Here is a 12,242-nt window from a genome sequence, read left to right as displayed (position 1 = left end):
TATTTATTTGGAGTCGTTTTATGGAATCCTTGCCGCATTGCGAAACACTCCTTCTGGAGAAGCAGGGGCCGGCGCTGTTGGTCACCATCAACCGGCCGGACGTTCGCAACGCCATGAGCCTGCAGATGGTCGCCGAACTGTCGACCGTGTTCGCGCAGATTGAAGCCGACCCAATCATTCGGGCGGTGGTCCTTCGCGGCGCCGGTGGCCATTTCTGTGCCGGTGGGGATATCAAAGACATGGCCGGCGCCCGCACCCAGCCTGCCGCCGACGGGGAAGCCGACCCCTTCTACCGGCTGAACCGTGCCTTTGGTCAGATGATTCAGCAGGTCAACGAATCCTCCAAGGTCGTCATCGCCGTCATCGAAGGCGCGGTGATGGGTGGCGGGTTTGGTCTGGCCTGTGTCTCCGACGTCGCCCTCGCCGGACCGACTGCCAAGTTCGGTATGCCGGAAACCTCCCTGGGCATCATTCCGGCCCAGATTGCACCGTTCGTGGTCGAACGCATCGGCCTGACCCAGGCCCGCCGGCTGGCGCTGCTGGGACTGAAGATTGGCGCGGCCGAAGCCGAACGCCTCGGCATCGTCCACCAAACGGCGGATTCCGACGGACAACTGGAAGAACTGTTGGCCCAGGCCCTCGAGCGAGTACGCCACTGCGCGCCCGGCGCCACCGCCGAAACCAAGGCACTCCTGCACCGGGTTGGCAAAGAACCGATGAGCGGGTTGCTCGATAGCGCCGCTGAAAAGTTCGCACAGGCGGTACGCGGAACCGAAGGCAACGAGGGAACTATGGCCTTCATGCAGAAACGACCGCCGAAGTGGGCAGAAAACGACTAGTTCGAGGGAGTGAGTGGTGGCGGACAGGCTTTCAGAAAATGTCGGAGGCCATGGATGGCCGGAGCCAAGCGTACAGGGATGTACTTGCAGCGGTTTTCTGAAAGCCTGTCCGTTACCGCTCACGGACAGGCACAAAACAACGAGATCTGCACCATGCTAACCAAACTCCTGATCGCCAACCGCGGAGAAATCGCCGTCCGCGTCATCCGCACTGCCAAGGCCCTGGGTTACCGCACCGTGGCGGTCTACTCCGAGGCCGACGCCAACGCCCTGCACGTGCACGAAGCCGATGAAGCGGTGTGCATTGGGCCGGCCCAGGTGTCCGCCTCCTACCTGAACGCCGACGCCATACTCGACGCCGCCCGAACCACCGGCGCCGACTGTGTTCATCCCGGCTACGGCTTCCTGTCAGAGAACGCCGCGTTCGCCGAAGCCTGCCAAGCGGCTGGTCTGGTGTTTGTCGGACCACCGGCCGGCGCCATTGAACTGATGGGCAGCAAGCGGCGTTCCAAGATTGCCATGCAGGACGCCGGGGTACCGGTGGTGCCCGGTTACGAGGGCGACAACGCCAGCGACGACGAACTGGTCGCAGCCGCCGCCGACATCGGCTACCCGCTGATGATCAAGGCCTCCGCCGGCGGTGGCGGGCGCGGCATGCGGTTGGTGCACGCCGAGTCCGAACTGCTGGACAACATCAAGCGGGCCCGGTCCGAGGCCAGGCAGGCGTTTGGCGACGACGAGCTGATCCTGGAGAAGGCCGTTATCGAGCCGCGCCATGTGGAGATCCAGGTCTTTGCCGACCGCCATGGCAACGCCGTCTACCTGGGGGAGCGGGACTGCTCGGTGCAGCGCCGGCACCAGAAAGTGGTCGAGGAGGCGCCCTCACCGTTCGTCACCCCGGAACTGCGGGCCGCCATGGGCCAGGCGGCGGTCACCGCGGCCCTGGCCTGCGCCTATGAAGGCGCGGGCACCGTGGAATTTCTGGTAGATCGGGACCGCAACTTCTATTTTCTGGAGATGAACACCCGCTTGCAGGTGGAGCATCCCGTGACCGAACTCATCACCGGACAGGACCTGGTGGCCTGGCAGCTGGCCGTGGCCGAGGGCCAGCCCTTGCCCCTGGGCCAGGACGACATCACCCTGACCGGACACGCCATCGAAGTGCGGCTGTACGCCGAAGATCCGGCCCATGGCTTTACGCCCCAGACCGGCCCGCTGCTCAGATTCGAGCCGGCCGAGGGCGACGGACTGCGCGTCGACACCGGAGTGCGCTCGGGCGACACCATCACGCCGCACTACGACCCGATGCTGGCCAAAGTGATTGCCTGGGGCCAGACCCGGGACGATGCCCGCCGCCGATTGATCCGGGCACTCGAGGACACCAGGGTGTTCGGCGTGACCACCAACCGCTATTTCCTGAGCCGCATCATCGCCGACGACACCTTCGGTGCCGGCGAGGCGACCACCGCCTTCCTGCAGCAGGCCTTCAGCGAGGATCCGTCCCTGCAGCCGCAGCCGACGTCGCTGCGGCAGTTGGCACTGGCCGCGAGCGTGCTCGATCATGGCCAATCGGGCCAAGCTGCCTGGAGCAATGCGCCAGCCACCCAAACCCCGATCAAGCTTGAGGTGGACGGCGAGATCCGCGCGCTGCGGGTGTCCCGGGCCGGCAACCGCCTCACCATCAGCGTCGACGACAGGCACTACGAGCTGATCGTGGAAGGCGTTGGCGGCGGCCAGCTATGCACGATCGACAATGGGGTCCGTCAACGTTGCCAATATCACCGCGACGGCGATTCCCTATATTTCCAGGCGTCCGGCCAGTCCTGGGCGGTGCGGGATGTGACGCACCAGCCGACGGCGGGCGCCTTGGGCAGTGGCAGCGGCCGAATTCAGGCATCCATGGACGGCGCCATCATCGACGTCCTGGTCGAGCCCGGTCAAACGGTCAGCCAGGGTGACACCCTGGTGATCCTTGAGGCCATGAAGATGGAGCATCCGGTCAGGGCCGATCGCGATGGCGCTGTCAGCCAGGTGCTGGCGGCGGCGGGCGATCAGGTCAAACGCAACCAGTTGCTGGTTGAGATCACGACGGCAGAGTCTGCCGAACAGGAGGCCGACGCATGAACACATTGAAGGATCGCACCATTTTCATAACCGGTGGCAGTCGCGGCATCGGCCGCGCCATTGCCCTGGCCTGCGCCCGCCAGGGTGCCAAGGTGGTGATTGCCGCCAAATCGGACACGCCCCATCCCAAGCTGCCGGGCACCATTCACACCGTCGCCGACGAAGTGCGTGCGGCCGGCGGCCAGGCCCTGCCCCTGGTGCTGGATGTCCGGGATGAAAAACAGGTACGTCAGCGCGTCGAAGACGCCGCCCAGCATTTCGGCGGCATCGACGCCCTGGTCAACAACGCCGGCGCGATTCGGCTGACCGGGGTGGAGAACCTGAAAGTCAGCCGCTACGACCTGATGCACCAGGTCAATGCCCGGGCGGTGTTCACCTGCAGCCAGGCGGCCCTGCCCTACCTGAAGGCGTCGGACCGGGGCCACATCCTGAGCCTGTCGCCGCCCCTGAACCTGAACACCAAGTGGTTTGCCCAGTACGGGCCCTACACCACCACCAAATACGCCATGACCATGCTCAGTCTGGGCATGGCCGAGGAGTTCCGGCGCTACGGCATTGCCGTGAACACCCTCTGGCCCAAGACCCTGATTGCCACCGCCGCCATCCAGTTTGAGGTGGGCGGCCCGCAGATGATGGCCCAGGGCCGCAAGCCGGAGATCATGGCGGACGCGGCGGTCAGCATACTGAACCGGAGCGCCGATGAGCTCAGTGGCCAGACCCTGATTGACGAGGACCTGCTGCGCCAGGACGGCGTTACCGATTTCGAACACTACCGATACCAACCGGGCGACAAGCCCCTATTACCCGACCTGTTCCTGGACTGATTGCGGGCAGGCGGTGGAGACTTAACGGGAAACACCATGAGCAACGACCAAGTGACTGCGCTGGACATCGCGCGCCGCCTACCCGGCATCGTCCGAAAATTCCCCGCCATTGCCCGGGGCTATTACTACTACGCGGTCAAGGATCAGAATCGCGAACTGACCCTGGGCACGCTGATTGAACGCAACGCCGAACGTCACGGCAGCCGGGCCGCGATCCTGTTCGAGGACCGGGTCATCACCTGGGCGGAGCTCAATGGCTGGGCCAACCGGATCGCGCAGTTCTTCCAGGCCCAGGGCCTGGCCAAGGGCGACGCCATCGCGGTGTGCCTGGAGAACCGGCCGGAATTGCTGGCGGTGGTGGCCGGGGCCGCCAAGATCGGTGTTGCCTGCGCCATGCTCAACACCTCCCAGAAAGGCAAGGTCCTGGCCCACAGCATCAACCTGATCCAGCCTCAGCGAATCGTGGTGGGCGAGGAACTGGTCGCCTCCTTCGAGGGCCTGAAACCGGAGCTCAATACCGGCCAGGACACGCCCTTCCTGTTCCTGGCGGATACCAACACCCTGAACGCCTTTGGTGACGCGCCCGAGGGCTTTACCAACATGGCCACCGCCGTGAGCGCCTTCAACAGCGACAATCCGGTACTGGCCGATCCGCCCCGCATGGGCGACACCGCCATCTACCTGTTTACCTCCGGCACCACCGGCCTGCCCAAGGCCGCGCCCGGCTCCCACCGCAAGTTCGTCAAGGCCTACGGCGGCTTCGGGCTGATGTCCCTGGCCATGGAGCCGGACGACGTCCTGTACTGCACCCTGCCGCTGTACCACGGCACCGCCCTGCTGGTGTGCTGGGGCTCGGTGCTGGCCGGTGGCTCGGCCATCGCCCTGCGCCGCAAGTTCTCGGCCCGGGCCTTCTGGGACGATGTGCGCCGCTACCGCGCCACCACGTTCGGCTACGTGGGTGAGCTCTGCCGGTACCTGCTGAATCAGCCCGCCGGCGATCAGGACCGCGACCACCCGCTGAACAAGATGATCGGCAACGGCCTGCGCCCGTCGATCTGGCGCGAGTTCAAGGACCGCTTCGGCATCGAGACCGTGGCCGAACTCTACGCCTCGAGCGAGGGCAACATCGGCTTCAGCAACTTCTTCAACATGGACAACACCGTCGGCTTTTCCACCGCGCCCTACAAGCTGGTGAAATTCCACGACGGCACCCGCGATCCGATCCGCGACGACCGTGGCCGCATGAAAGAAGTCGCCAAGGGCGAGCCGGGCCTGCTGATTGGCGAGATCAACAAGAAGTGGTCGTTCGAGGGCTACACCCAGCAGGACGCCACGGAAAAATCCATCCTTCGGGACGCGTTCAAGAAAGGCGACGCCTGGTTCAACACCGGCGACGTGCTCAAGGAAATCGGCTGCCGGCACCTGCAGTTCGTCGACCGCATGGGCGACACCTTCCGCTGGAAGGGCGAGAACGTGTCCACCAACGAGGTCGAGAACATCCTCGACGGTTCCGGCCTGGTGGAGGAAGCCATCGTCTACGGGGTGGAAATCCCCAACACCAACGGCAAGGCCGGCATGGTTACCCTGGTGCCCCAGAGCAACGGCCACCAGTTCGACGTCAACGAGCTGTTTGCCTACCTGCAGGCCAACCTGCCCGCCTACGCCATTCCGGTATTCGTGCGGGTCACCCACAACATCGAGAAAACCGGCACCTTCAAGTACCGCAAGGTGGACATCCAGAAGGCCGGCTATTCCCTGGAACGGGGCAACGACCAGGTGTTCGCCTGGCTGCCCAAGACCGACGGCTATACCCGGCTGACGCCGGAGATGGTGCAGGACATCAGCGCCGGCAAGATCCGGTTCTGACCGGCCGCAGCCACAAAAAAAGGGAGTGCCAACGGCACTCCCTTTTTCGTTAGCCACCCCCGCAGGCGCCAGGGCCAGGCCGACCGTCTCAGGCCAGGGCTGCCTCACGGCGACTGACCCAGTAACGGCGAATGGCAAAGGCCAGTGAGGCCACCGTCAGGGTGATGAACACCCAGGCAATCGGGCCACGCAGGAAGATGGTGGGGTCGCCCTTGCTGATCAGCAGCGTTCGGCGCAGGTTGTCTTCGAACATGGGCCCGAGGATAAAGCCGATCAGGAACGGGGCCGCGGCTATGCCGGTTCGGTTGAAGATGTACCCGAGCACACCAAAGGCCAGCATCAGGCCGATATCGAAGGTGCTGTTGTTGACCGCGTAGGCACCGTAGATGCAGAACATCAGCACGATCGGCAACAGGATGGTCTTGGGAATATCCGCGATCAGGGAGAAATAGCGGATCGCGGCATTGCCCACGAACACCAGCACCAGCGAGCTGATCAGGATGCCACAGAACAGCGCGTACACCAGGGTCAGGTTCTCTTGGAACAGCACCGGACCGGGCGTCAGGCCATGGATCATGAAGGCCCCTAGGATGATCGCGGTGATCACGTCACCGGGAATGCCCAATGACAACAATGGGATCAGGGTCGCACCCGCCACCCCGTTGTTACCGGCTTCCGCCGCGGCCACACCTTCCACCTCACCCTTGCCGAAGTTGTCCTTGCGCGGTGAGTTGCGCTTGGCTTCGCTGTAGGAGATAAACGCCGCCGAGGTCGCGCCGGTGCCGGGAATGGCACCGATGATCACGCCAATGATGCTGCCCCGGACGATGGTCTTCAGGGAGCCCTTGAACTCCTGCCAGGTCAGTGAGGCACCGCTCACCGCGGTGCGGATATGGGGCGCCACTTTCTTGGTGTAGAAATCGATCACTTCCGGGATCGCAAACAGCCCGATCAACAGCGGAATAAAGGACACCCGATCCATCAGGTTGTAGCTGTCGAAGGTCAGGCGCTGTGTGCCGTAGACCGCATCGAGGCCGATGGTGGAGACAATGATCCCCAGCCCGGCGGCAATCAGCCCCTTGATCACCGAATTGCCGGACACCGAGACAATGATGGTCAGGGAGAAGCAGATCAGCCAGAAGTATTCGGGCGGTCCGAAGTTCAGGGCGATCTTGGCCAGGTAGCCGGCAAAGAAGATCAGGGCGACGTTGGAAATCATGTCCGCCACGACCGAGGAATAGAGCGCGGTTTTCAGCGCTTTCTTGGCTTTGCCCTGCTGCGCCATGGGGTAACCGTCGAGCAGGGTGCAGGCCGAGGCCGGCGATCCGGGCGTGCGGATCAGGATGGCGGTGATGGAACCGCCGTACATGCCACCCTTGTAGATACCCACCAGCAGGAGGATGGCGGTTACCGGCTCGAGCGAGAAGGTGAACGGCAGGGCCAGGGCCACCGCCATGGTCGCGGTCAGCCCGGGAATGGCTCCGACCACCACGCCGACCAGCACACCGGCGGCGATGGCCAAAAAGTTATCGACGCTCAGGAACAGCGCCATTACCTCTGAAAAATTTTCCATTGTGTGTACCCAGGAAATTTTGGTCTGCGAACAGACTTAACCTTGTGTTCTGCGCCCAGGTCAGGCCGGCTGGACGCCCCATTCGGACTTGGGGGCAGTTACTCCCAGAGCGTCCCGATCGGCAGGGGAACATTCAGGACATGGACAAACAGCAGGGAAACCACCACCGGGAAGGCGATCGCCAGGGCGTAGACCCAGGGGTTTCGCAGGTTACTGGCCAGGAACAGGAGCACGCTCGCCAGCACGCCGCTGCCAATGGCGCCCAGTTGTTCAAAGAACAGGACGTAGACCACACCCGCTGCAACCATCAGCCCTTGTCGCAGCAGGGGCACGCCGGCGCGCAGTGCCTCGGCCTCTTCCCGTTCGGGAGGATTGAGCAGGCCTTCGATCAGCAGCAGGGCCGCCAGCACCAGGACGATCCAGCCCGCCAACTGGGGCAGGAACCGGGGTGACAGCAGGGGGTTCTGCATGAACGGCGGCAGGTTGATGTAGTTGGGAATGACGTAGAACAGGAAGACCCCGGCCAGGATGACCAGCGCACCGCCCAGAATCGAGTTCGGATTCCACTTGCCGTAGGAACCCGGACTGGCCTCAACGGGATGAATCTCAGATCTTTCCATGATGGACCTCTGTGAATCGATCACTTTCAAAGAAAAAGGCGGAACAGTCAGCCGACCCGTTCCGCCCTGGGAATCATCCTGATTAACGCTTGAGGTTCGCCTGTTCCGCGACCTCGGCCCACTTCACCAGCTCGGCGTTGACCATCTGCCGGAAGTCGCCACCGACTTCCTGGCCGGCTACGGCGCCAAACTGCGGCAGGAAGCTCTGGAACTTGTCACTGGCCATCATGGTGTCCAGTGCGGCCTGAAGCTTGGTCACACCCTCTTCCGGGAAGGACTTGTGGGCAATCAGACCGAACCACGCCGAGGTCTCATAGTTTTCCAGGCCATAGCCCTCACCTGCGGTCTGCAGGGTCGGCACCTCGGGCAGGAACTCGGACGGCGTGGCGGTGGTGACGGCCAGGGCCCGGAGTTTGCCGGACTGGATGTGCGGGTACACGGTCGGCATGTTCTCGAATGCCACGTCGACATCGCCGGCCAGCAGTGCCGGCAGGGCTTCACCGGAGCCTCGGAAAGGTACGTGGACCAGTTGGGTACCGGTCAGGTTCTTGAACAGCTCGCCCGACATGTGGATGGAGCTGCCGATACCCGGGGAGCTGAAGGACAGCTGCTGGGTGCGAGCCGCTTCCACGAATTCGGCCACGCTAGTGTAGGGGCTGTCGGCGGGCACCACCATCACGTTCGGAATGTTGATCACGTTGCGGATGAAGGTGAAGTCTTCAACCGGATTGTAACGCAGATTCGGGTACAGGGAGGCGCCAATGGTGTGGCCAGGGGACGCCATCAAAATCGCGTGGTCGGAACCGCGACCACCTCGGGCCAGCTGACCGGTGGCGACCGTGGAACCGGCACCCGGGCGATTTTCCACAACCACGGTGGTGAGTTCGCTCTGCAGCAGGTCGGCCACTTTGCGGGACAGCAGGTCCGTGGTGCCACCGGCGGAGTAAGGGACCACCAGGCGAATGTTGTTGTCCGGCCACTCATCGGCCATGGCGGCACCCGAAGTCAGGGACACTGCGGCCAGGGCACAAAGGGATTTACTTCTAACGAGGCGTTTCATCAATTTCAGCATTGTTGTGTTTATCCTACTCAGCTTCACCGTGTTCGCATATCGAACTTCTGTTCGAATATCGTTGCGAGCTTAATCTCACATATTCACCCGTCAGGCGCAAGCACTTTTTCCAACCAGCGAAACGCGGTTTCATAAAAATGCAGAAGGCGAAGTGCCGGACCAGGATCGATACCGCAATAAACGAGGAATGGCGGGGACACCCCAGTTCCCGGCGCGACCGCGCAGAGGGGCGCCTCGGTCCGGCAGGCCGGGCCGGGGGCAGCTGAGCCAGGCCGGGTGGGCGGCGAGCTTACGGCAGGACGTCGGTGATCCTGCGGGAGGCTTCCTGCAGAATCGGCACGTACTCGTCGATGATCCGTTGCACGGAGACGGTGCTCACATGGCTGCTGGTGTTGAGGGCGAACCGGGTTTGTCCCCGTCGATCGAACACCGGCACCGCCAGCGCCCGCATGCCCAACTCCAGCTCCTGGTCCACGATGGCATAGCCGTTACTGCGGATCTGTTCGAACTCGGTCACCAAGCCCTGGCGATCCTTGGTATAGGCGGTGAGTCTGTCGAACGAGGTCCGGTCCAGCAGATCGTCGAGCTCCGTATCCGGCAGGGCCGACATCAACACCCGGCCACCCGAGGTGGCGTAGGCGGGCAAGCGGGCACCGATTTGCAGGTTGATCGGGATCAGCCCCCGCCTCGGTATCCGGACGACATAGACAATATCGGTGCCATCCAGCACCAACGCCGAACAGGACTCACCCAGCCGGTAGGACACCTTTTCCATGATGGGCGTGATAGTTTCGGTGAAATCGAGTGACGCCAGGTAGGAATACCCCAGCTCGAGCACCTTGGCCGTGAGCCGGAAGGTCTTGTCGTCCTGGGAGACGTAACCAAGCTTCAGCAGGGTCAGCAGATAGCGCCTGGCCGCCGCTCGGGACAGACCGTTCTTCTCCGCCACCGCGGACAGGGTCATGGCGGGCGTCTCGGTGTCAAAGGACCGAATGAGCTCAAGCCCGCGGGCAAAGGTCGACATGAATTCCTTGTCGATACTCTGGTCTGTCGATGGTCTGCCTGTCACCCTCACCTTCCCTTTTCAGCACCAAGTTCACGGCCGTTCGATTATCGACCAAATGTTCGGGCGCGAAAGCATGACAGGCGCAATGGGGCCTTGCAAGCAAGCGGCCCGACCGCCCCGACGGCCAGCCGGTGGCCGCTGCTCAGTGCTTCTCCGCCATCCAGTCGTCCAGCGACTGCCCCTGACTCACCAGCCGTTCCAGCAACGGAGCCGGCTCCCAATACCCTGCTCCGGTCTGGCGTTGCAGCGCCTTCAGGCGGTCCCTGACCGACGCCAGGCCGCGCTGGGCGGCGTAGAACATGGGGCCGCCCTGGTAGGCCGGGAAGCCGTAACCGTGCACGTAGGCCACGTCGATATCACCGGGTCGCTGGGCAATGCCCTCCTCGAGGATACGGAAGCCCTCGTTCACCAGGGCCATCAAGTGCCGGTCCAGAATCTCGTCCGAGCTCAGGGCCCGGCGGCTGACGCCGTGCTTGCTGGCCTGGGCTTCGATAACCTCAAGCACCTCCGGGTCCACGCTCCGGGCCCGGGTTTCCGGATCGTAGCGGTAATAACCGGCTCCGGATTTCTGCCCCAGCCGCCCCATTTCCACCAGGGCGTCCGCGATGCAGTAGGATTTGGGATCGCCCTTCTGCGCATCGGTCAGGGCCTGGCGCGCCTTGTAGCCGATGTCGAGTCCGGCCAGGTCGCCCACGGCCAAGGGCCCCATGGCCATGCCGAAGCCGGTCAGGGCCCCGTCGATCTGTTCCGGGCTTGCACCCTCGATCATGCACAGCTGCGCTTCCCGGGCGTACTGCCGGAGCATGCGGTTGCCAATGAACCCAAAACACACCCGCGCCAGCACCGGCACCTTACCGATCCGCTTGCCAATGGCCATGGCGGTGGCCAGCACGTCGTCGGCGGTGTCGTCCGCCCTGACCACCTCCAGCAGGCGCATGACATTGGCGGGGCTGAAGAAGTGCAGGCCCACCACGTCCTGGGGCCTGTCGGTGACCCGGGCAATCTCATTGACGTCCAGGTAGGAGGTATTGGTCGCCAGGATGGCGCCGGGCTTGCAGACCTCATCGAGCCGGGCGAAGACCTGCCGCTTCACCTCCATGCTCTCGAACACCGCCTCGATCACCAGATCCACCTCACCGAGGTCGGCGTAGTCGGTGGTTCCGCGGATCAGTCGCTCACGCCTGACGGCCTCCTGCTCGGACAACTTGCCCTTGCTGACGGTGATGCCGTAGTTCTTGCCAATCAACGCCAGCCCTCGATCCAGGCCGTCCTGATTCAGTTCCAGCAGCGTCACCGGGATACCGGCATTGGCAAAACACATGGCGATCCCGCCCCCCATGGTGCCGCCGCCGATGATGCCGACCCGTTGAATCGGCCGGGGCTGACTCGCCGGATCCAGGCCCAGAACTTTCGGTGCCTGCCGTTCGGCGAAAAAGATATGCCGCAAAGCCGCGGACTGCTCCGATTCCGTGCATTCCACGAACTGGCCCCGCTCGAACGCCAGACCCTCATCGAACGGCAATCGGCTCGCGGCTTCCACACAGGCGACGATACGCTGCGGCGCCTGCTGTCCGCGCATGCGCTTGCCCAGGGTGGTCCGCCAGCTGGCAAACTGCTCGGCACTCGCGTCCTCGGCCGACACCTTCATGTCCCTTACCCGTCGCAGCATGGCGCCCTCGGCCACCAGCTCCCGGGCGTAGGCCAGTGCCGCGGCTTTCAGGGGCGCATCCACCACCCGGTCAATCAGCCCCAGCTTCAGGGCCTTGGCGGCAGTGACCGGCTTGCCCGAGGCAATCATGTCCAGGGCCGCCTCCACCCCGATCAGACGTGGCACCCGCTGGGTGCCGCCGGCGCCGGGCAGAAGCCCCAGTTTCACCTCTGGCAGGCCAACGGCGGCATCCGACACCGCGCAGCGGTAGTGGCAGCTCAACGCCACTTCAAATCCGCCGCCCAGGGCCGTGCCGTGAAGCGCAGCAATCACCGGCTTGCTCGCGCCCTCGATGGCCGCGTTGACCTCTGGCAGCGACGGCGCCTGCGGCGGCTTGCCGAATTCGCTAATTTCGGCGCCGGCGATGAAGGTGCGGCCTTCGCACAGCAGCACGATGGCTTTGGAGCTGTCCGCCTGAGCGGTGGCCAAGGCAGTGACCAGGCCCTCGCGCACGCCATGGGACAGCGCATTGACCGGTGGGTTATTGACGGTGATGACACCGATATCGTCGACAAGCTCGTAGGAAACCAGCATGGCGGTCTCTCCTCTC

At 63.8% G+C, this 12,242-nt stretch carries 9 protein-coding genes; 4 read left to right on the top strand and 5 right to left on the bottom strand.

The window, feature by feature from the left end:
- Positions 1-20 precede the first annotated feature (20 nt).
- From U5822_RS11440 to U5822_RS11425, 4 genes are all read left to right on the top strand, one after another.
- Complete coding sequence (locus U5822_RS11440; protein ID WP_322855751.1) at positions 21-839, top strand: enoyl-CoA hydratase/isomerase family protein; 819 nt, start codon at positions 21-23, stop codon at positions 837-839.
- A gap of 153 nt (positions 840-992) precedes the next feature.
- Positions 993-2,963 (top strand): acetyl/propionyl/methylcrotonyl-CoA carboxylase subunit alpha, encoded by a 1,971-nt coding sequence (locus tag U5822_RS11435; protein WP_322855750.1) that lies wholly within the window; start codon positions 993-995, stop codon positions 2,961-2,963.
- Positions 2,960-3,787: an SDR family oxidoreductase gene (locus U5822_RS11430; protein ID WP_322855749.1), complete on the top strand. Its 828-nt coding sequence runs from the start codon at positions 2,960-2,962 to the stop codon at positions 3,785-3,787. Before U5822_RS11435 ends, U5822_RS11430 begins: the two co-directional genes overlap by 4 nt.
- A gap of 36 nt (positions 3,788-3,823) precedes the next feature.
- Positions 3,824-5,653 carry a long-chain-acyl-CoA synthetase gene (locus U5822_RS11425; RefSeq protein ID WP_322855748.1) on the top strand — a complete coding sequence of 610 codons (1,830 nt, stop codon included), beginning with the start codon at positions 3,824-3,826 and terminating at the stop codon, positions 5,651-5,653.
- Positions 5,654-5,741: 88 nt separating this feature from the next.
- On the opposite strand, the gene U5822_RS11420 is transcribed toward U5822_RS11425, so the two are convergent.
- From U5822_RS11420 to U5822_RS11400, 5 genes are all read right to left on the bottom strand, one after another.
- Complete coding sequence (locus U5822_RS11420; RefSeq protein ID WP_322855747.1) at positions 5,742-7,226, bottom strand: tripartite tricarboxylate transporter permease; 1,485 nt, start codon at positions 7,224-7,226, stop codon at positions 5,742-5,744.
- A gap of 98 nt (positions 7,227-7,324) precedes the next feature.
- Positions 7,325-7,846 (bottom strand): tripartite tricarboxylate transporter TctB family protein, encoded by a 522-nt coding sequence (locus tag U5822_RS11415; protein WP_322855746.1) that lies wholly within the window; start codon positions 7,844-7,846, stop codon positions 7,325-7,327.
- A gap of 82 nt (positions 7,847-7,928) precedes the next feature.
- Complete coding sequence (locus U5822_RS11410; RefSeq protein WP_322855745.1) at positions 7,929-8,918, bottom strand: Bug family tripartite tricarboxylate transporter substrate binding protein; 990 nt, start codon at positions 8,916-8,918, stop codon at positions 7,929-7,931.
- Between the two features lie 289 nt (positions 8,919-9,207).
- Positions 9,208-9,987: an IclR family transcriptional regulator domain-containing protein gene (locus U5822_RS11405; protein WP_322855744.1), complete on the bottom strand. Its 780-nt coding sequence runs from the start codon at positions 9,985-9,987 to the stop codon at positions 9,208-9,210.
- A gap of 139 nt (positions 9,988-10,126) precedes the next feature.
- Positions 10,127-12,226: a 3-hydroxyacyl-CoA dehydrogenase NAD-binding domain-containing protein gene (locus U5822_RS11400; protein WP_322855743.1), complete on the bottom strand. Its 2,100-nt coding sequence runs from the start codon at positions 12,224-12,226 to the stop codon at positions 10,127-10,129.
- Positions 12,227-12,242 lie beyond the last annotated feature (16 nt).

Origin of the sequence: Marinobacter qingdaonensis, from assembly GCF_034555935.1 — a bacterium.
Lineage (GTDB): Bacteria > Pseudomonadota > Gammaproteobacteria > Pseudomonadales > Oleiphilaceae > Marinobacter > Marinobacter qingdaonensis.
This window is presented reverse-complemented; position numbering and strand designations above follow the sequence as displayed.